Consider the following 20,265-nt stretch of genomic DNA (forward strand, 5'->3'; position numbering starts at 1 on the left):
CCGAAACGGCCGGCTTCACATTGGAGCCAAACAGCCGCGCCGTGGATTTGACCCCCACCAGCGCATCGTCCTCGATGTCCTGAAGCGCATAGAGGGTGTCATAGCCGATCACCCAGAGGATGGTGCCGAGGTAGAGCAGGATCGGCGGCCAGGAGAGACCGCCGGTTTCGCTCGTCCACCCGATCAGCGCACCGTAGGAAAAGGCGAGGCCAAGGAAGGACTGCGGCCACCAGGTGATCCGCTTCATGAAGGGATAGATCGCCACGAGCACCAGGGAGGCGACGCCCGCCCAGACGGTGAAGCGATTGAACTGGAAAAGAATGATCGCCCCAAGCAGCGCCTGGGCAACCAGAAAAGCCAGCGCCTGCTGCGAGGTCACCTGGCCCGAGGGAATCGGCCGCAACCGCGTGCGCGCCACCTTCATGTCGATGTCGCGATCGACGATGTCGTTAAAGGTACAGCCCGCACCCCGCATCAGCACCGCGCCGATGAACATGAAAACGGCTGCGATCCAGCCAAAGCCACGCTCCGGAATTTCCACCGCCGCCAGCGCCAGGCCCCAGGCACAGGGCCAGAACAGCAGCCAGAAGCCGATCGGGCGATCCCAGCGCGCCAGCCGCGCATAGGGTTTCAGCCAATCGGGCGCATGGCGATCGACCCAATTGTCCCTCTGGGCGTCAGCAACGGGTGCGGAATGAATATCGGACATGGTGCCACGACCTCGCGGTTCGACTCACCAGAGGTCTACTCCAATCGCTTGAGACAAAGTAGACCTGATCCCAAGCCCATCCAAAGAGGAGGGCGCGGCACGCTGCCACGTCCCAAGAAAAATGCCTCGTAGCCATGCCAGCCTGCCCCGCCTTTTCGTTGACGCCGATCTCGCCAAGGGCGGCGAAGTCTCACTCAACAAGGACCAGTCGCTCTATCTTGCCGCCGTTTTGCGCAAAAACGTCGGCGACGAAGTCGTGCTGTTCAACGGCCGCGACGGAGCCTGGCTCTGTCGGCTGACCAGCGATTCGAAGAAATCCGTCACTCTTGCCGTAGCCGAACAAGTCGCGGCGCAGACGGAAAAATCCGACCTCTGGTACGGCTTTGCTCCCCTGAAGAACGAGCGCCTCGATTATGTGATCCAGAAGGCCGTGGAGATGGGCGCCGGCGCGATCCAGCCGGTGATGACTCAGTATACCCAGGTCCACCGCCTCAAGACCGAGCGCCTCCACGCCAATGCCATCGAGGCCGCCGAGCAGTGCGAAGTGCTCTCGGTCCCCACCATTGCCGAGGAAATCGCCCTTGAGCGCCTCCTCTCCGATTGGCCAACGGACCACGAAAACCGCAAGCTGATCTTTGCCGACGAAGGCGAGGCCTCATCCTCGCCCGTCGAAGCGCTTTCCGCGCTGAAAGGCCAAAAGATCGGCCTCCTCATCGGCCCCGAGGGCGGATTTTCCGATGCCGAGCGCGAAAAACTCCGCGCCCTCCCCTTCGTCGTCCCCATCAGCCTCGGCCCGCGGATCCTGCGGGCCGACACGGCCGCCGTCGCTGCAATGGCCGTCATTCAAGCTATCATCGGTGATTGGCGATAAAAGCCGATTGCATTCCGGCTTGCGCTCGCTATGGTGCCGGCCCAATTTAGACCTCACCCTTTAGACGAGGATCACATGGCCGGCGCCGACACTGCTTCGCCTCTGATTGAATCGCGCGCAGACCTGATCGAAGCGATGGAACGCGGTAGCAAACCCGCTTCCGAATGGCGAATCGGCACCGAGCACGAAAAGCACGTCTTCCACACCGATCCCCTGCGCCCCGTCGCCTATGAGGGCGAAAACGGCATTCGGGCGCTGCTTGAAGGCGTCGAGAAGGAAACCGGCTGGCATCCCTTCTACGATGGCGAAAACCCCATCGGCCTTCGCAATAATGAAGTTGCCGGCGGCATTTCGCTCGAACCAGGTGGTCAGTTCGAACTTTCCGGCGCGCCGATGGAGACCCTCCATGGCACGGCCGACGAAATGGCCGAGCACATGCGCGTCACCAAAAAGGTCGCGGCCCCGCTCGATATCCATTTCCTTGGTCTCGGCGTCACCCCGCTCTGGGCCGTCAATGAAATCGAAGTCATGCCCAAGTCGCGTTATGGCATCATGACGCCCTATATGGACAAGGTCGGCACGCTTGGTACCTCGATGATGTACCGCTCGTGCACCGTCCAGACCAATCTCGATTTCTCCGACGAAGCCGACATGGTCAAGAAGCTGCGCGTCTCGCTGGCTTTGCAGCCAATCGCCACCGCGCTCTTTGCCAATTCACCTTTCGCCGATGGCCGCGATACCGGCTATCTCAGCTTCCGCAGCCACATCTGGCTCAATACCGACAATGCCCGCACCGGCATGCTGCCCTTCGCCTTCGACGAAGGCTTTGGCTTCGAGCAATATGCCGACCATGCCCTCGACGTGCCGATGTATTTCGTCATCCGCAACGGCCAGTACGTGAACGTCGCCGGCGAAAGTTTCCGCGCTTTCCTCAAGGGTGAACTCCCGCAGCTTCCCGGCGAAAAGCCCACGGTGAAAGATTGGGAGGACCACCTTTCCACCCTGTTCCCGGAAGTGCGCCTGAAGCAGTTCCTCGAAATGCGCGGCGCAGATATGGGTGATGAAGCCCATGTCACTGCCCTTTCCGCCTTCTGGACCGGCCTCCTCTATGATGAAGTCTCGCTCGAAGCCGCCTGGGAATTGACGCGCAACTGGACGCAGGAAGATCGCGAGTATCTCCGCCGCGAAGTCCCGCGCCTCGGCCTCACCACGCCCTTCGACCGCTCCAGCATCTTTGACGCTGCCGCCCAGGCCGTCGGCATTGCCGAAGCCGGCCTCGTGCGCCGCAACCGCCTCAATGCCAAGGGCCAGGACGAGACCATCCACCTCGCCTGCCTCGAAGAGACGGTCCGCACCGGCAAATCCCAGGCCGGGCGCTGGCTCGACAAATTCCGCAACGAGTGGAACGGCGACGTCACGCCGATCTTCAAAGAGGCCGAGATGTAACTCGTTCCGACCAGCTTTCCCTTGCCCTTCCCGTCACTCTCGTGCATCACGCCCGCAGCACGGCATGGAGGCACGAGATGCGGGTTCTGGTCATCGGTTCTGGTGGGCGCGAGCATGCTCTTGCCTGGAAAATCGCCCAGTCGCCTGACCTGACCAAGCTCTTCGTCATGCCCGGCAATGGCGGCACCGAAGCCATTGCCGAAAACCTGCCGGTCGACATTACCGACCACACGGCGGTGATCGCCGCCGCCAAGGCGCACAACATCGACTTCGTCGTCGTCGGCCCCGATGCGCAGGTCGTTGCCGGTCTTGGCGATGACGTCCGTGCGGCCGGCTTCACCTGCTTCTGCCCCTCCAAAGCCGCCGGCCAGCTCGAAGGCTCGAAGAGCTTTACCAAAGCCCTCTGCGACGAGTTCGATATCCCCACCGCCGGCTATGCCCGCTTCGAGGATGAAGCCTCGGCCCTTGGCTATATCTACACCCAGGGCGCGCCGATCGTGATCAAGGCCGATGGCCTTGCCGCCGGCAAGGGTGTCACTGTCGCGATGAACGTCGAAGACGCCGAAGAGGCGATCATCGACTGTTTCTCCGGCGCCTTCGGCGCTTCCGGCGCGGCCGTCGTCATCGAGGAATTCATGGAAGGCGAGGAAGTCAGCCTCTTCGTCCTCTGCGATGGCGAGACCCTGCTTCCCCTCACCACCGCCCAGGATCACAAGCGCGCATTCGATGGTGATACCGGCCCCAATACCGGCGGCATGGGTGCTTATTCCCCCGCCCCGGTGATGACCGAAGAGCAATACGAATTCGCGATGACCCACATCGTCGAGCCCACCGCCCGCGGCCTGGCTCAGCGCGGTACGCCCTATCAGGGCGTTCTCTATGCCGGCCTCATGCTCACCGACCAGGGTCCAAAGCTCGTCGAATACAATGCGCGCTTCGGCGATCCCGAAACGCAGGTGATGATGATGCGCATGGAAAGCGACCTCCTTCCCCTCCTCCACGCCACCGCCACCGGCACTCTCAAGGGGCACGATGTGACCTGGAAAGACGCCTATGCATTGACGGTTATCATGGCGACCAAGGGCTATCCCGGCGACTATGGCAAAGGCAGCGAGATCAACGGCGCCGACGGCCTCGATACGGATGATCTGACCGTGTTTCACGCCGGAACGAAGCGCGACGGGGGCCGTTTACTCGCCAATGGTGGGCGCGTGCTCAATATCACGGCGCTTGGTAATTCGGTGAGAGAGGCACAGGACCGTGCTTATCGAGGCGTTGACGCAGTGGATTGGCCAGAAGGCTTCTCCCGAAGGGATATCGGCTGGCGTGAAATCGCCCGCGAGCGGACCTGAACCTTTCCTCAATCTTGCGGGCCTAGAGTCGCGCCGTACCGTCTTCGACGAGACGCCGCCGGAACGCGAGCTGACCCCGCTGCAACTGCGAGGCAAGGTGCTGGTGGACCGGCTGCGCTCCAAGGGAAGGGAGCGAAGCGGAATGAGCACTGCGTCTGGCCCCAAAATCGGCGTCGCCCTCGGCGGCGGGTCTGCCCGCGGGCTTACCCATATCCCCTATATCGAGGCGATGGACGAACTTGGCATCAAGCCTTCGGTCATCTCCGGCACCTCGATCGGCGCGTTGATCGGCTCCGGCTGGGCCGCCGGCATGACCGGCAAGGAACTGCGCGAACATTCCTTTGAGGTCCTCGGCACGCTGCGCACCATTGCCACAAAGCTCTGGTCGACGCAGATCAAGGGCATTGGCGGCCTGCTCCGCAATGGCATTTCCATGCAGCTCGACGCCACCCATATCGTCGACGCCTTCACCCCGCCAAACTTCCCAAACAATTTCAGCGACCTGAAAATCCCGCTCTATGTGGTCGCGACCGATTTCCAGTCCTGGCATCAGGTCGTTTTCAATTCGGGCCCTCTCCGTCCCGCCATTGCCGGCTCCATCTCGATGCCGAGCATCTTCAAGCCGATCGTCCACAACAACCACATCCTGGTGGATGGCGCCGTGGTCAATCCGCTGCCCCTCGACCAGGCCGATATCGGCACCGACTTTCTCATCGGCATCGACGTCAATGGCGACCCGTCGGTCGGCATCAACAAGACCGACCATCGGCCACTCGATATCTGGTTTGGTTCGGCGCAGATCATGATGCATTCGCTGATCGCGCATTCGATGGCCGCCTATCCGCCCGACATCTATATCCGGCCCCATGTCGCCAATTTCGGCGCCATGGAATTCTGGCGTGTACGCGAAATCATCACCCATGTGGAATCGGAAAAAGACCGCTTCAAGCACATCCTGACGCGCAAGATCGAAGACTATATCCAGAACAAGGTCGAGCCGATCCAGAGCAATCCGCGCTAGGATTTACGGGCCACCATGACATTGAGGGTGGTGCGAACTTCATAGCCGAGCGTCTGGTAGAGCGTGATCGCCCCGACATTGTTATCGAAGCAATGGAGATAGGGCCGTTCGCCCCACTCCTGCATATCGGCCGTGACCCGCGTCGAGAGCACCCGTGCCAGGCCCTTGCCGCGCTGGTCGGGATGCACGCAGACCGCGCTCATTTCCGCCCAACCCGGCTGCCGCAACCGCTCGCCCGCCATGGCGACCAGCCGCCCCTCTTCAAAGACGCCCCAGAATTTTCCCATGCGCATGGTGTGCGGCGCGAAAGGCCCCGGCCGGGTCAGCGTCGCCAGCGCATGCGCCTCCTCATCGTTTTCCGCGCTCAATCGCACCAAGCGATCATCCGGCGCCGTGGCCAGTTCCTTCTCCGCCACCATCTGCACAACGCGCGCTTCGGAAACCACCGTCATTTCCGGTGGCGCCACAATGGGCTCGCTGCGCACCATGACGATCGTCTCGCCGGGCGTCACGAGATCGGTCAGGCTATGCAATGTCTGGGGATCGTCATTCTCGACGGCTGCGAATGGGCTGATCAGCGGATCGTACGGCCAGGCACCGCCTCCGCCACGGGCAAAGTTTGCATGGCTCGAGGTCAACGCAGCCAGTATGGGCCGGTCCAGAAGATGGTCAGTCATGATCGATCCTTCAGCAATCGGCCAATCGATCCGAGATCTCGATCAACCGCAAACGCCTTTCGTTATGCCAAGCGGCCTAGCTGCGCAGCTTCCTGAAAAAGTCCACCAGCATGGCCTCGGCGCGTGAGGCCGAAACTCCGCCGATCACCTCGGGCTTGTGGTGGCAGGTCGGCTGCTCAAACAGCCTGACCCCGTTCTCCACCGCACCGGCCTTGGTGTCTTCGGCAGCAAAATATACGCGACGCAGCCGCGTATGCGCTATGGCCCCGGCGCACATGGCGCAAGGCTCGAGCGTCACATAGAGATCGCAGCCATCAAGCCGGCCCGTGCCCCGCACCTTCAGCGCCTCGCGGATCGCCAGCATTTCGGCATGTGCCGTCGGATCACCCAAAGCCTGCATCTGGTTGCTGGTCGCCGCAAGCACGCGATCGCCCTCCACCACCACGGCGCCCACTGGCGCCTCGCCAAGCGCGGCCGCCTCTTCGGCAAGGCGAAGCGCGAGATCCATGGGAGCGAGGGATTGGTTCATCAGCCGGATTTAACGCGTGACGATGCAGACGGCAAGAAAGGCGCTCATCGCTTCGGCGCGATGCCGTCGAGCAGAAAATCGAGGCCCCTGCGAAACGTGCCGTCCCAATCGTCGTCGAGCAACAGACGCGATCGCTCGATGGAGGGGTAAAGAGCACCGAGTTCGGCGAGGCGCTGTTGGGACGCAGCCCTATCCTCGTTCGAAGGCCCGAAGCTGGCGCGCGTTACCGTCGCCCCCATCACGTAGTTCCACAGCGACCAGATGGCGGCATTGACCTCGCCATCCGCCACCCCGCCCGCGGCAAGGCATTTGCTCAGGCGCTCTAGGCGGACGAGAATATTGGGGCCAAGCGCCCGCCGCGGCAGCAGCGAGGCCGACCAGGGGTGACGCAGCATGGTGGCGCGCCAATCCTCCAGCACGTGCACGATGTCGCCGCGCCAATCCTGCAATGCCGTCGGGCCGCGATATTCGAGCACCGTGTCGAGTGCCAGATCGAACACGTCGTCCTTGTTCTGCACGTGCCAATAAAGGCTCATGACGCCGGAGCCTAGCGCCTCGGCCAGTCCTCGCATGGTCAAGCCGTTGAGGCCATTGGCATCCAGCATGACGACGGCGGTTGCAGCGATCCTCTCGCGCGTCAGCCCGGGTTCATTGGGCTCAGCGCCCTGCTCCCGCCCGCCTCGCGCTTTGCCTTGCTTGTCTGCCATCCGCGTCCTCGTTTCCCGTCCAATTCTGACCAGCAGGACCAGCCTTGTCCATTCCGGGTAATTGACTCGTACATCGTACGATGCAATGAATTCGTACACCGTACGAGTCTTGCCTAACGACATCTGGAACAAACTTCAATCGTGTCGGAAACCGGCGGCGCCGCGATCCGCAAAGCCACGAGATCATCATGCCAAACGCCATAACGCGTCTCATCATCGGAGGAACAATCATCATGACCGCAGCCTTTGCAGCGACAACCAATGCCGCCGAAAGCAAGCTGACCATCGTCAACCCGCCCAATCTCGGCGACCCCGCACCCAATGGCTACAGCACGGCGGTGATCGTGGCGCCCAATGCCCGCATCGCCTATATTTCCGGCCAGGGTGGCCAGGACAGCACCGGCGGCCTCTCGCCAGATTTCGCCACCCAGGTCAAACAGGCCTATGCCAATCTCGGCGCCGCGCTTGAGGGGATCGGCGCCAGCCCCGATCAGGTCGCCAAGCTCACCGTCTATGTTGTCGACCACGACATGTCCAAGCTCGGCGTCCTGACCCAAAGCGTCGTGGGAATGTTCGGGACGAACCTGCCGGCGCAGACCCTGGTGCCCGTGCCGAAACTCGCCATCGACCCCATGCTGTTCGAGGTCGAAGCGGTGGTCGTCCTCGACTAGCGCGAGCAGTCTGGGCACAAATGCCATTCCGGGTCGGAAAGCGGCGCGCCCTCCCCTATATTGTGGGCAAGGAGAATCGCCTTGCCCATTCGCCAGCTACCCGAAGACCTGATCAACCGCATCGCCGCTGGCGAAGTGGTCGAGCGCCCCGCCAGCGTCGTCAAGGAACTGGTCGAGAACTCCATCGATGCCGGCGCGCGCCGCATCACCATCGCTACGGCCAATGGTGGCATGGATCTCATCCGCATCAACGATGACGGCCACGGCATGGACCGGGACGATCTAATGCTCTCGGTCGAGCGCCACGCCACCTCGAAGCTCAGCGAAGACGATCTCGACGATATCCGCACCCTCGGCTTCCGCGGCGAGGCGCTGGCCTCGATCGGCTCGGTCTCGCGCCTCTCGGTCGCTTCGCGACCCGCCGATGCCGAAGCCGGCCTCGCCGTCGTCGTCGATAATGGCCGCCGCACCGGCCCCATGCCGCAGGCGATGAACCGCGGCACCGTCATCGAAATGCGCGACCTCTTCGCGCAGGTCCCCGCCCGCCGCAAATTCCTCAAGAGCGCCCGCTCGGAAACAGCCGCGATCACGGATGTGGTCAAGCGCCTCGCCATGGCCAACCCGGAAATCCACTTCATCCTCGAAGGCTCGGACCGGATGATGTCGAATTGGCCGGCAATCACCGGCGAAGGCGCGCTCGCTGCCCGCCTCGGCCAGGTCATGGGCGCCGATTTCGTCGAAAACTCAGTGCCCCTCGCCATGGCGCGCCACGGCGTCGTCGTCGCGGGCATGGCTGGCCTCCCCACCTATACCCGCGCCAATTCCCTGTCGCAGTTCTACTTCGTCAACGGCCGCTCGGTGCGCGACAAGGTGCTGGTCGGCGCCATCCGCGCTGCCTATGCCGACTATGTCTTCCGCGATCGTTTCCCCGTCGTCGCGCTCTATGTCGCCATCGATCCCGCCGAGGTCGACGTCAACGTGCACCCGGCCAAGGCCGAACTGCGCTTCCAGGACCAGGGCGCCATTCGCGGTGCCGTCATCCGCGCCATCGGGGTGGCCCTCGCCGCCGCCGGCTTCAAGGCCTCCAACAGCGTCGCCGAAGACATTCTGGGCGCCTTCACCGCCCCGGAAATGGCCCCCACGCCAGAGCCGATCGGCTACACGCCGACCTTGGCCCCGCCGCGCCCGATGAGCTACGGTTACGCGCCAAGCACGGCCCCACTCAATCTCGACCGCTCTCCCGGCCGCTTCAGTGGTTTCACCGAGCCCAGCGCCCGCGTCGAAGCCCTGCCGGAAACGCCCGAGATCGTCGACTACCCCCTTGGCACCGCCCGCGCCCAGATGTTCGACAACTACATCATCGCCCAAAGCGACAAGGGCCTGCTGCTGGTCGACCAGCACGCCGCCCACGAACGCCTCGTCTACGAGCGCTTCAAGGCCCAACTCGCCTCCGGCCCGGTCGCGAGCCAGGCCCAGCTCATCCCGATCATTGTCGAGCTGCCCGAGGAAGACTGCACCCTTCTCGAAGAAGCGGCGCCTGAGCTCGAAAAATTCGGCCTTTATCTCGACCGCTTTGGCCCCCGCGCCATTGCCGTGCGCGAGACCCCAGCAATCCTGGGCAATAGCGACGTGGAGGGCCTCGTCCGCGATCTCGCCGATGGCCTTGCCGAATGGGAAAGCGCCGCGGCGCTGACCGATCGCATGGAAGCCATTATCGGCCGCATGGCCTGCCACGGCTCCGTCCGCTCCGGAAGGCGCCTGCGCGTCGACGAAATGAACGCCCTCCTCCGCGACATGGAAGCCACCCCCCATTCCGGCCAGTGCATCCACGGCCGCCCCACCTATGTCGAACTGAAAAAGGGCGACATCGAGCGCCTCTTCGGGAGAAGCCGATGACCTCCGGCATCCACCACGTCACCCTCATCACCGGTGACGTGCAGGCCAATGTCGATTTCTATGTCGGCTTTCTCGGTCTTCGCCTCGTCAAGCGCACCGGCGGTTATGAAGACGCGCGCCAGCTCCACCTCTTTTACGGAGACTACGCTGCCTCGCCCGGCTCGCTCATCACCTTCCTCGTCTGGCAAGGCGGCTCAACGGGCCAGGCCGGCGCCGGACAGGTCAGCGAACTCTCCCTTGCCATCTCGCAGGGTTCGATCGGCTATTGGCTCGAACGCGCCTTGACCCATCAGGTCAAGGTCGAGGGCACGGCGCAGGAATTCGGCGAAACCGTCCTCCGCCTCCGCGATCCCGATGGCGTCGTCATCAAGCTCGTCAGCGCAAATCTGCCGGCCCTGACCATGCCCGAAACCGACATCCCCGCCGAACACGCCATCCGCCGCATTCGCGGCGTCACCCTGCTCTCGGAAGTGCAGGAAGAAACCACCGCCTTCCTCACCCGCTACTTCGGTTTTCGCACCGGCCCGACCGAAGGCAAAATCCAACGCCTCGTCTCTGACATCGGCGATGTCCTGGACATCAGAGACGCCGCCGGCTTCTGGCCCGGCGCGCCCGGCACGGGCACGGCCGACCACGTCGCCGTCCGCGCCACGAATGAAGCCGAGGTGGAAGCGGTCGAGCGCGAATTGCGCAAGCTCAATTCGAGCCTGACCAATCTCCACGACCGGCAATATTTCACCTCGCTCTACGTGCGCGAGCCCGGAAATGTGCTTATCGAAATGGCCAGCGACGGTCCCGGCTTCACGCTCGACGAGACGCTCGAAAAGCTCGGCCACACCCTGTTCATGCCGCCCGACACGCCCGACCCCGAGGCGATGAAGGTCATGTTGCCCCAGTTCGGCCTGCCCGGCGAAGAGCGCGTCGTCTACCGCGACCTCATCTACAAGCACCGCTTCTTCACGCCCGAAAACCCTGATGGCACCACCATTGCCCTCCTCCACGGCACCGGCGGCAACGAAACCGACCTGATGCCACTGGCACACCGCGCCGCGCCCAACGCGACCCTCCTCGGTATGCGCGGCCGCAGCACCGAAAGCGGCGTGCAACGCTGGTTCCGCAGCTTTGGCCCGTCAATCTTCGACCAGAAGGACATCCGCTTCGAATCCGGCGCCCTCGAAGCCTTCTTCGGCGAGGTCAACATCGCCTACCAGCCAGATCCCGAAAAGCTCATCGCCCTCGGCTATTCCAACGGCGCCAACCTCCTCGCCGCCGCCATGCTTCTCCACCCCGGCTTCGTCCGCCGCGCGGTGCTCATCCGCCCCGCCATGGTGCTCGACGATGTTCCGCAAACCGACCTTTCCGGCACCAGCGTCCTCATCCTCCTCGGCGAAACCGACGCCTTCCAAACGCAAGGCGAAAAGCTGGCCGAAGCTCTGAGAAGCCTCGGCGCCGAAGTTTCGGTCGAGGTTCTCAACGCCGGCCATGGTCTGGGAGACGACGATGCCCCGGCCATAGCCAACTGGCTGAACTAACCCTCTCCAAAAACAGAAATCCCCGCTTTCGCGGGGATGACGTCGTGCTTGGAATTGCAGGCTCAGGCGTTCCGCCCGGCCCATTCGATGGCGTAGTCCGCCACTTCTTCCCAACCCGGTTCATTGGCGAGGTAGTGCGACCGGCCTGCAAACTCGTGGAAGTCGGTCACTGCCTTCGAACCCTTCTGGCGACCATAGGCCTGCTTGGCCAGGTTCGGCGTCACCGTATTGTCCTTTTCGCCCACGACGATCAACAGCGGCTGTGTGCGCTTCTTCGGGCTCACCCAGGTGCCGATATTGAGCGCGGCCTGGAAGAAGATGCGGCCGGGCGCCGGCACGACATATTTGGCATATTCCTCGTCGCGCTGCGTCTTGGGCGCGGTATTGGCAAAGCTCTTGTCATAGGCGGCCTTGCTGAGCGTAAAGGGCCGGCTCCAGCCATTGAGACGTGCCAAAACCGGGAAGGCGGCCGACAGCGGCTTGGGCCCGGGAATGAGCCCGCCAATCGGGGCCGGGTCCAGTGCCACGCCGGCGCTGCCAAGACCACGATCAAGCAGCAACTGAGCGATGAGACCACCAAAGGAATGGCCAAGGATCAGCGGCTTTTCCGGCAGCGTGCGGATGATGGCTTCATAATGGTCGACAATCGCGCCCACGGTCAGCGAGCCGAATTTCGGGTCGGGATTGGCATTGAGCTCTGCAACCGGGCGATCCATCAGCGGCCAGCTCGGCGCGATGACGGTGTAGCCGGCGGCTTCGAACCGGCTCTTGAAGCGATCCCAGCTTGCCGGAACCTGCCAGGCACCATGAATCAGAACAACTGTCTTGGTCATTTCGGTCTCCCATTGCTCGATGCCGGCCCCATGGCCCCTCAGCACCTTCGATGGCAATTACATCGCATGCGATTAGATCGTATTGAAGTGCAAAAATTGCATGGCTGATGTGAAATCCGCCTCTTGCGATTCCATCGCACGCGACTATATCAACTTTTTGACGTGGAGACCGAAGATGAGCGTGAACAATCTGAGCCCGGAAGAGATCGCCGAGCAGATGACGCTCGACCACATGATCTGCTTTGCCGCCTATTCGGCGAGCCAGGCCATGAACCGCTTCTATCGTCCCATTCTCGAGGAGATGGGCCTCACCTATCCGCAGTTCATTGCCATGATGGTGCTTTGGGAAGACGGCCAGACAACCATGAAGGCGCTGTCGGATCGGCTCATGCTCGAATCCAACACGCTGACGCCGCTGGTGAAGAAGCTCGAAGCCGCCGGCCTCGTCACCCGCGCCCGCAACAAGGACGATGAGCGCCTGCTCGACATTGCTGCCACCGAAAAAGGCATGGCGCTAAAGCGCCGCGGCTGCATGGCCCCGGTGGAATTGGCCGCCGCGACCGGCGAGACGCTGGAGGGTGTCGTCGAACTCCAGCAGCGCCTCGCCAATCTGCGTAACAAACTGAACGCGAAGGCGGACTAGGCGGCCTTGGGCCCAACATAGCGCGATTGCGGGCGGATCAGCCGCCCGTTCGCCACCTGCTCATGGGCGTGGGCAAGCCAGCCGCCGACACGGCCGGCTGCAAAGACGCCGGTAAAGGCATCGCGCGGAAAGCCCAGCGCTTCGAGCAGCAATGCGGTGAAGAATTCCACATTGGTGTCGAGTGCCCGATCCGGCTTCTTGAGCCGCAGCAGCGCCAGTGCCTCACGCTCCACCGCCTCGGCCAGTTTTATCCGCTCCGCATCCATGTCGCCCGCCGCACCCAACCGTGCCAACGCGCCCTTCAGCGCATCCGCCCGCGGATCGCGCACGCGATAAATCCGATGCCCAAAGCCCATCAGCCGCTCGCCGCGCGCCAATTCGCCCGTCAGCCAGGAACTGGCCCGCTCCGGCGTCCCCACAGCATCGAGCATGTCAAGCACCGGCCCAGGCGCCCCGCCATGCAGCGGCCCCTTCAATGCGCCCAGCGCCGCGAGTACCGCCGAAGTATAGCCGGCCCGCGTCGAGGCCACGACACGCGCCGCAAAAGTGGACGCATTGAGCCCATGATCGCTCACCGTCACGAGATAGGTATCGAGTGCCTCAATTTCCGCCTTGCTCGGCGCCTTGCCCTTGAGCATGGCCAGCATGTCGGCCGCATGGCCCAGCGCCGGATCAGGCGCAATCGCCGCCTGCCCCGCCTTGCGCCGCACCAGAGCCGGCACGAACACGGCCGGCGCCGCTACCAGCAACAGTGCCGTATCAGCATCTTCCCCATCCGGCAGCCGCGCCATCAGCGCCCGCAGGCCCTCGGTGATCGACAGCGCCAAAATGGCCTCGTCGAGCCAGGCAACCTCGGCAAAGGCGCGCAGCCGCGCCATGCCCAGCCGCGTCTTCAGCGCCGCGCCGCGTGGCAGCACCTCGCCAGCCAACAGCGCCAGAACTTCCTCATAGGATTTCGACCCGGCCAATTCGTCAAGCCGGTACCCGCAGATCACCAGCCGGCCATTCGTGCCGTCGACTTCGGACAGCGTGGTTTCGGCGGCAATGACATCATCCAGTCCAGACATGTTGCGTCTCCTTCGTCTTTACCGCTAGATTGGCCACATCAAGATTGACGTCAATCTTGATGCAAATGATCAATGTGAGACGCCATGAGCTGGATATCCGCGGAAGCCGCCCTTGCCCTCCTCGGCACCAAGCCACAAACGCTCTATGCCAATGTCAGCCGCGGCCGCATCGCCGCCCGTCCGGATCCGGAAGACCCACGCCGCAGCCTCTATAGGCAAGACGATGTCGAACGCCTCGCCGCCCGCCAGAAGGGCCGCCGCCCGGCCACCACCGTCGCGGCCGAGAGCATCGCCTGGGGCGAACCGGTTCTCTCCACCGCCATTTCCACAGTCGCCAATGGTCATTTTTACATCCGCGGCGAGGATGCAGCGGAGCTTGCGAAGTCTGCAACGCTCGAAGACATGGCCAAGCTGCTCTGGAGCACATCGGCCCCAGTCGATTTCGGCACCATGACCACCACGGGCGCCGATACCGGCCTCATCGCCGCCTATCGGCAGGTGGCCGAACTCGCTGCCACCCAGATGCCACCCTCTGGCCGGGCCCGCAGTGTGCTCATCAAGGATGCGACGCTTGTCGTGTCCCTCGTCGCCTCAGCCATCACCGGCGCACGAACCGGCCCGGTGCACGAGAGGCTGGCCGCTCAATGGCAACGCCCCGAGGCCGCCAACGCCCTGCGCTGCGCCCTAGTGCTCCTTGCCGAACATGAATTGAATGCGTCCACATTTGCGGCCCGCGTTACAGCATCCACAGGCGCTCCACTTGCGGCCGCTGTGCTGGCCGGCCTGGCCGCGCTATCCGGCCCCCTGCACGGCACCGCCAGCCTCAGCATGGGCGCACTCGTCCGCGACGCGAAGCGTTACGGCGTCGAAACCGCCATCTCCAGCCTATTGCGCCAAGGCCGCCCTCTGCCCTGTTTCGGCCACCGGCTCTATCCCGATCACGACGTCCGCGCGCCGGCCCTGATGGCGACTTTCCCCGTTCCAGCGCTCTTTGCAGAATTGGCCGAAACCGGCGAAAAACTCAGCGGCGAAAAGCCCAATATCGACTTCGCCCTCTCCGCCCTCGTCGCCGCACACGACCTGCCCGACGACGCGCCGCTGCAAATCTTCGCCCTTGCCCGGTGTGTCGGCTGGCTGGCCCATGCACTCGAACAGATCGAGACGGGCGCGCTGATCAGGCCAAGAGCCAGATATGTCGGCTTGCCGCCCCTCCAGGAGGCAGGTCACTCCACCTGAGGCGCCAGACGACCCTAAAGCACTACGATGCCGGCGTGCTTTGCCTTGTCTTCGGGCTCGACGTGGATGGTGATCTGCAGGTCTTCGACGGCTTCGCGGAGCTTTGCCTCGATGCAATCGCAAATGGTGTGTGCAGCCTCGACAGTCATGGCGCCGGGCACGACGAGGTGAAAATCGATAAAGGTCAGCTTGCCGGCCTGGCGGGTGCGAATGTCGTGGGCCTCGATGGCGCCATCGGCATTCTGGGAAATCACTTCGCGGATGGTCTTCTGCGTTTCGGGCGGCACGGCAACGTCCATGAGGCCGCCGACACTTTCGCGGATCACGCCCCAGCCGGACCAGAGGATATTGAGCGCGACGAGAGCCGCCAGCACCGAGTCGAGCGCCGCGATTCCGGTGGCATAGACCAGCACAAGGCCGATGATGACACCAATGGTGGAAACAACGTCCGTCATCAGGTGCTTGGCATCAGCGACGAGGGCCGGCGAGCGCACGCGACTGCCATAACGACGCAGATACTGAGCCCAGCCGATATTGATCAGGGTGGCAAAGACGCTGACAGCAAGGCCCTCAACCGGAGCCTCGGGAAGCTGTGGCTCCAAAAACCCGAAATAGGCTTCGCGCAGGATCAGGATGGCGGCGACGATGATCATGACGCCGACAAGCACGGCCGAGAAATATTCGGCCTTGTGATACCCATAGGGCAGAGACGCATCGGCCGGGCGCTGGGCGAGGCGAACCGCGATCAGCGCAAGAATGGCGGTCACGACATTGACGATCGATTCGAGCGCATCGGAATAGAGCGCGATCGAGCCAGTCAGATACCAGGCGAGGAATTTAAGGCCGAGGACGATAAGGCCAATGACGAGGCTAGCCGCCGCAATGGCGAGCGTACGGTTGGTTATGGCCATGTCGTGAGTCCCCGCTGCGGTTCGTCACGCGGCCATAGCGGGAATGCCAATTGCTCGCAAGCCCTTGTAATTGCGAGTGATTTTCAGAAGCATTTGTATCTGCGAAACGCGCCGGCAAGCCCTTGATTATGCTGAGTCTTCTTTCACGCGTCGGCCATGGGCGGTTCGCCTTTTAGTGTGAATGGCAGCCCTGCGGCGACGAAATAAACATCGTCGCAGACCTCGGCGAGGCGCTGATGGGCTGAGCCGGCCAGATCGCGAAAAGTACGGGCCATGGCGTTTTCGGGGACGATGCCGAGCCCAACCTCGTGGGTGACCAGAATCACCTTGGCATCACGAAACTCGACGAGCGTGGCGCAGAGTTCGTCGACCGCCCGCGAAACATCCTCGCTGGCGATAAGGAGATTGGTGATCCAGAGGGTAATACAATCGACCAGAATCACATCGTTCTGCCGGTCTGTCTCGATGATCGCGCGGGGCAGCAACAGCGGCTCTTCGCGTGTCGAAAAACGCCCGGCATGGCCGGCACGGTGGCTGGCAACGCGATCGCGCATTTCCGGATCAAGCGCCTCGGCGGTTGCGAGATAGAGAGGATGCTTGCCGGCACGCAATGCCAGTCGTTCGGCAAAGGCGGTCTTGCCCGATCGGGCGCCGCCCAGAACCAGTGCGTGGCGCATGGGATTTGCTCCTTGGCGAGTGCAGCAAGCCAGATAAAACCCGGCTGAGGGGCAAGGCGTTCCCATATCGATTGCGCTCAGGTGGAAACCAGCTATGCGAAACCTGCTCTTGGCTGGTCGATTTTGTCCGATATGCTACTTTCGTCTTAGCGTCTTTCGCATTATGGTCCGCGCCGAAATGACACCTTAGGGTGTGGCTCTGCGTCGGGTAGGGCAAGGTCCACCCCGGCGATTCCCGTAGCCCATCCCCCTTATGGAGAGACTGCGTGCCCCGATATTATCTTGGCGTCGACGGCGGTGGCACCAATTGCCGCGTACGTTTGGCCGACGAGAATCTGGTGACGCTGGCCGAAGTGAAGAACGGCCGTTCAAACCTGCAGATCGATGCCGGTGATCCCGCCTATAAGGCGATCAGCGATGGCACTCGTGACGTGTTCAAGGCTGCCGGTGTCGATTATGCGGAAACCGCCAATACCTATGCCTGCTTCGGCATGGCCGGCGGTCGCATGGATACGGCCCGCGCCGAGTTCGCCGCGCGGCCTTGGCCCTTTGCGGGCGTAAAGGTTTATGACGATATCGATATCGCCCATGCCGGCGCCCTTGGTGGCGGCGAGGGTGGCGTTGTCATCATCGGCACCGGTTCGGCCGCCATGTCCATCGTCAATGGCACGCGCTACCAAGCCGGCGGCTGGGGTTTTCACATCGGCGACCAGATGTCGGGCGCCATCCTTGGCCGCGAACTGGCACGCTACACGGTTGAAGCCGAAGACGGCCTTGCCGAGGGCTCGCCCCTGACCAAGGCAGTCGCAGCAGCGCTCGGCGGAGACAACCAGGGCATCATGACCTGGTCGTTTGCGACGGCGATGGATTTGAAGCTTTTGAGCGACGATGGCACCGAAGGGTGCGATGATGCGCTGATCGGCCGGGCGCCGGGTGAATATGGCAAGCTGATGCCGCTCTGGTTCGACTATCTCGAACAGAACGACCCGGTTGCCCTCAAACTGCTCGACGTGCAGATGGGCTATATCGACACCTATGTGCGCTGGTTCAAAAGCCACGGCGCCGAGGTGATGGCCATTGTCGGCGGTCTCGGCCAGCGGCTGTTCCCGCGCCTCAATGAGCGTTACGGCACGTTCGTCGCCCTGCCGCAATTCGAACCACTGCATGGCGCTGTTATTCTCGCCAAGCAAAACTTCGCCTCAAACTAGGGACTACGCCTCGTGTCCAGCCGCATCATTCCCGTCCAGCCTTTCGACTATGTGGTGTTCGGCGCCACCGGCGACCTGACCAAGCGCAAGCTCATTCCTGCGCTCTATCACCGCTTCAAGGATGGCCAGTTCGACGAGAATAGCCGCATCATCGGCGCCTCGCGTTCCAAGCTCAGCGAAGCCGATTTCCAGAAGACGGCGCGCGAAGCCATCCAGCAGTTCGTCGAGAAGGAATATCAGGATCAGGCGGTCATCGACCGCTTCATCAAGATTTTCACCTATGTGCCGGTGGATGCCAGCAAGCCCGATGAATCAGGCGATCTCGGCGCGGCCCTGCGCGACGATCCCAAGGTGGTGCGCGCCTTCTATCTCGCCGTGGCGCCCGATCTCTTCGAGCCCATCGCCGAATATCTCCATGCCAAGAAGCTCTATCGCCGCGACGCCCGGGTCGTGATCGAGAAGCCGCTTGGGCATGACCTGGCCTCGTCCAAGGAAATCAATGACGGCGTGTCCAAGATCTTCCAGGAAGATCAGGTCTACCGTATCGACCATTACCTCGGCAAAGAGACGGTGCAGAACCTGCTCGCTCTGCGCTTTGCCAATACGCTTTTCGAGCCAGTCTGGAATTCGGCCCATATCGACCACGTGCAGCTCACCGTGGCTGAAAGCGTCGGCGCCGGCACCCGCGGCTACTATGACGAATCCGGCGCCTTGCGCGACATGATCCAGAACCACATGCTGCAGCTTCTCTGCCTTGTGGCCATGGAGCCGCCGGCATCGGACGACGCCAACGCGCTGCGCGACGAGAAGCTCAAGGTCTTGCGCGCCCTGCGCTCCATCACCAATGGCGAAGTCAGCAAGAACACCGTTCGCGGCCAGTATCGCGGCGTGAAGTCGGAAACCGTTTCGGTGGCCGGCTATCAGGACGAGCTGCCCGAGGACAAGAAGGGCAGCCGCACCGAGACCTTTGTGGCCATGAAGGCCAATATCGACAACTGGCGCTGGGCCGGCGTGCCGTTCTACCTGCGCACCGGCAAGCGCATGGCCGAGCGCGTCTCGGAAATCTGCATCCAGTTCAAGCCCATTCCGCACTCGATCTTCGATCATGCCGAAGGCGCGCCGCGCCCCAACAAGCTGATCATGCGCCTGCAGCCCAATGAGGGCGTCAAGCTCATGATGATGATCAAGGACCCGGGCCCAGGTGGCATGCGCCTGCGCGAAGTGCCGCTCAACCTCTCCTTTGCCGAGACGTTCAACGAACGCACGCCGGAAGCCTATGAGCGTCTGTTGATGGACGTCGTGCGCGGCAGCCAGACCCTCTTCATGCGTCGCGACGAGCTTGAAGCTGCTTGGGCCTGGGTCGATCCGATCCGCGAAGCCTGGGACCGTTCGAGCGAACCGCCGCAGAGCTACACCGCAGGCACCTGGGGCCCGAGCGGCGCCGTGGCCCTGATCGAGCGCGATGGTCGCTCCTGGTATGAGGGCCCCCTCTCGTGAGCATCGACCGCCGCAGCTTCGCCGACAAGCCGACCCTTGCCAAGGAATTGGCCGAGGCTATTGCCGATCGCATTCGCACGGCCATTGCGGAGCGTGGCGAAGCCGCGATTGCGGTGAGCGGTGGTTCAACGCCGGGCAAGTTTTTCATGGCCCTGGGCAAGATGCGGGATATCGACTGGACCAAGGTCATCGTTACCCTCGTCGACGAGCGCTGGGTCGATGAAACCAGCGACCGCTCCAATGCGCTGCTGGTCAACGAGAAGATGCTGCAGGGCCCGGCGGCCGTGGCGCGCTTTTTCCCGCTCTATTCGGGCGGCGATGAGCCAAATGCGGAACAGGTTGCCAAGACCAATACGCTGGTCTCGACCCTGCCAAAGCCCTTTGCGGCCGTGATCCTGGGCATGGGCAATGACGGGCACACCGCGTCGTTCTTCCCTGGCGGCGATACGCTCGAAGCGGCGCTGACCTCGCAGGGCCCGACCCTCGCCATCCATGCCCCTGGCGCCGGCGAGCCGCGCATTACCTTTACGTTGCCGCGTCTCCTCGAGACCGACGGCCTTTATCTCCACATCGAAGGCGACGAAAAGGCCGCGGTGCTGGAGCAGGCGCTGGGCGATGGTCCCACCGAGGACATGCCCATTCGTGCCGTGCTGCGCTCGAATGCGCCGCTAGTTGTTTACTGGTGCCCGTAAGACCCCTGGGGCGGTCCCCAATCGACCGCCCTGGCCGTTGAACGCACCAGTCATTGATGCAAGGAACACCGTGCCAGCGGCCCCCCTTTG

At 62.9% G+C, this 20,265-nt stretch carries 20 protein-coding genes; 12 read left to right on the plus strand and 8 right to left on the minus strand.

Annotated features, from left to right (window positions below; all coding sequences use genetic code 11):
* Window positions 1-709: 4-hydroxybenzoate octaprenyltransferase (gene ubiA, locus ABW043_RS15045; protein WP_353922015.1), on the minus strand; the 709-nt coding region annotated here is incomplete at its 3' end.
* Window positions 710-830: 121 nt separating this feature from the next.
* On the opposite strand from ubiA, the gene ABW043_RS15050 reads away from it, so the two are divergent.
* The 4 genes from ABW043_RS15050 (at window position 831) to ABW043_RS15065 (ending at window position 5,399) form a co-directional block, all read left to right on the plus strand.
* Window positions 831-1,580, plus strand: a complete 750-nt coding sequence (locus ABW043_RS15050; protein ID WP_353922016.1) for a 16S rRNA (uracil(1498)-N(3))-methyltransferase — start codon at window positions 831-833, stop codon at window positions 1,578-1,580.
* Window positions 1,581-1,655: 75 nt separating this feature from the next.
* On the plus strand, window positions 1,656-3,026 hold the full coding sequence (locus tag ABW043_RS15055; RefSeq protein WP_353922017.1) for a glutamate--cysteine ligase: 1,371 nt from the start codon (window positions 1,656-1,658) through the stop codon (window positions 3,024-3,026).
* A 77-nt stretch (window positions 3,027-3,103) separates the two neighbouring features.
* Window positions 3,104-4,378, plus strand: coding sequence for a phosphoribosylamine--glycine ligase (gene purD, locus ABW043_RS15060; RefSeq protein ID WP_353922018.1), 1,275 nt, complete (start codon window positions 3,104-3,106; stop codon window positions 4,376-4,378).
* Window positions 4,379-4,520: 142 nt separating this feature from the next.
* The gene (locus ABW043_RS15065; protein ID WP_353922019.1) at window positions 4,521-5,399 is read left to right on the plus strand and encodes a patatin-like phospholipase family protein; all 879 of its coding nucleotides are present in this window, start codon (window positions 4,521-4,523) and stop codon (window positions 5,397-5,399) included.
* Here ABW043_RS15065 and ABW043_RS15070 read toward each other — a convergent pair.
* From ABW043_RS15070 to ABW043_RS15080, 3 genes are all read right to left on the minus strand, one after another.
* Entirely contained in the window at window positions 5,396-6,076 is a 681-nt protein-coding gene (locus ABW043_RS15070) for a GNAT family N-acetyltransferase (protein ID WP_353922020.1), read from the minus strand. The two genes, ABW043_RS15065 and ABW043_RS15070, sit on opposite strands and share 4 nt — an antisense overlap.
* 76 nt (window positions 6,077-6,152) lie before the next feature.
* Entirely contained in the window at window positions 6,153-6,605 is a 453-nt protein-coding gene (locus tag ABW043_RS15075) for a nucleoside deaminase (protein ID WP_353922021.1), read from the minus strand.
* Between the two features lie 44 nt (window positions 6,606-6,649).
* A complete protein-coding gene (locus ABW043_RS15080; RefSeq protein ID WP_353922022.1) occupies window positions 6,650-7,312 on the minus strand; it encodes a TetR/AcrR family transcriptional regulator in 663 nt (220 codons plus the stop codon).
* A 188-nt stretch (window positions 7,313-7,500) separates the two neighbouring features.
* On the opposite strand from ABW043_RS15080, the gene ABW043_RS15085 reads away from it, so the two are divergent.
* The 3 genes from ABW043_RS15085 (at window position 7,501) to ABW043_RS15095 (ending at window position 11,411) form a co-directional block, all read left to right on the plus strand.
* Window positions 7,501-7,983: a RidA family protein gene (locus ABW043_RS15085; protein ID WP_353922023.1), complete on the plus strand. Its 483-nt coding sequence runs from the start codon at window positions 7,501-7,503 to the stop codon at window positions 7,981-7,983.
* A gap of 81 nt (window positions 7,984-8,064) precedes the next feature.
* Window positions 8,065-9,879: a DNA mismatch repair endonuclease MutL gene (mutL, locus tag ABW043_RS15090; protein ID WP_353922024.1), complete on the plus strand. Its 1,815-nt coding sequence runs from the start codon at window positions 8,065-8,067 to the stop codon at window positions 9,877-9,879.
* Window positions 9,876-11,411: a VOC family protein gene (locus ABW043_RS15095; RefSeq protein ID WP_353922025.1), complete on the plus strand. Its 1,536-nt coding sequence runs from the start codon at window positions 9,876-9,878 to the stop codon at window positions 11,409-11,411. Before mutL ends, ABW043_RS15095 begins: the two co-directional genes overlap by 4 nt.
* A gap of 62 nt (window positions 11,412-11,473) precedes the next feature.
* Here ABW043_RS15095 and ABW043_RS15100 read toward each other — a convergent pair whose 3' ends face one another.
* Window positions 11,474-12,244, minus strand: coding sequence for an alpha/beta hydrolase (locus ABW043_RS15100; protein WP_353922026.1), 771 nt, complete (start codon window positions 12,242-12,244; stop codon window positions 11,474-11,476).
* Window positions 12,245-12,419: 175 nt separating this feature from the next.
* Between ABW043_RS15100 and ABW043_RS15105 the strand changes: the two genes are divergently transcribed.
* Entirely contained in the window at window positions 12,420-12,887 is a 468-nt protein-coding gene (locus tag ABW043_RS15105; RefSeq protein ID WP_353922027.1) for a MarR family winged helix-turn-helix transcriptional regulator, read from the plus strand.
* Here ABW043_RS15105 and ABW043_RS15110 read toward each other — a convergent pair.
* Window positions 12,884-13,954, minus strand: a complete 1,071-nt coding sequence (locus ABW043_RS15110) for a citrate synthase/methylcitrate synthase (RefSeq protein ID WP_353922028.1) — start codon at window positions 13,952-13,954, stop codon at window positions 12,884-12,886. The two genes, ABW043_RS15105 and ABW043_RS15110, sit on opposite strands and share 4 nt — an antisense overlap.
* A gap of 84 nt (window positions 13,955-14,038) precedes the next feature.
* On the opposite strand from ABW043_RS15110, the gene ABW043_RS15115 reads away from it, so the two are divergent.
* On the plus strand, window positions 14,039-15,190 hold the full coding sequence (locus tag ABW043_RS15115) for a citrate synthase (RefSeq protein ID WP_353922029.1): 1,152 nt from the start codon (window positions 14,039-14,041) through the stop codon (window positions 15,188-15,190).
* A gap of 14 nt (window positions 15,191-15,204) precedes the next feature.
* Here ABW043_RS15115 and ABW043_RS15120 read toward each other — a convergent pair whose 3' ends face one another.
* Together ABW043_RS15120 and cobU are read right to left on the minus strand one after the other, a co-directional pair.
* Complete coding sequence (locus ABW043_RS15120; protein ID WP_353922030.1) at window positions 15,205-16,101, minus strand: cation diffusion facilitator family transporter; 897 nt, start codon at window positions 16,099-16,101, stop codon at window positions 15,205-15,207.
* Window positions 16,102-16,244: 143 nt separating this feature from the next.
* Window positions 16,245-16,778, minus strand: coding sequence for a bifunctional adenosylcobinamide kinase/adenosylcobinamide-phosphate guanylyltransferase (cobU, locus tag ABW043_RS15125; protein ID WP_353922031.1), 534 nt, complete (start codon window positions 16,776-16,778; stop codon window positions 16,245-16,247).
* A gap of 266 nt (window positions 16,779-17,044) precedes the next feature.
* On the opposite strand from cobU, the gene ABW043_RS15130 reads away from it, so the two are divergent.
* The 3 genes from ABW043_RS15130 to pgl are packed head-to-tail and all read left to right on the plus strand — an operon-like array spanning window position 17,045 to window position 20,175.
* A complete protein-coding gene (locus ABW043_RS15130; protein ID WP_353922032.1) occupies window positions 17,045-17,986 on the plus strand; it encodes a glucosamine kinase nucleotide-binding domain-containing protein in 942 nt (313 codons plus the stop codon).
* Between the two features lie 12 nt (window positions 17,987-17,998).
* Window positions 17,999-19,483: a glucose-6-phosphate dehydrogenase gene (gene zwf, locus ABW043_RS15135; protein ID WP_353922033.1), complete on the plus strand. Its 1,485-nt coding sequence runs from the start codon at window positions 17,999-18,001 to the stop codon at window positions 19,481-19,483.
* The gene (pgl, locus tag ABW043_RS15140) at window positions 19,480-20,175 is read left to right on the plus strand and encodes a 6-phosphogluconolactonase (RefSeq protein WP_353922034.1); all 696 of its coding nucleotides are present in this window, start codon (window positions 19,480-19,482) and stop codon (window positions 20,173-20,175) included. Before zwf ends, pgl begins: the two co-directional genes overlap by 4 nt.
* Window positions 20,176-20,265: the final 90 nt, after the last annotated feature.

The organism is Devosia sp., assembly GCF_040509215.1.
Taxonomy (GTDB): Bacteria; Pseudomonadota; Alphaproteobacteria; order Rhizobiales; family Devosiaceae; genus Devosia.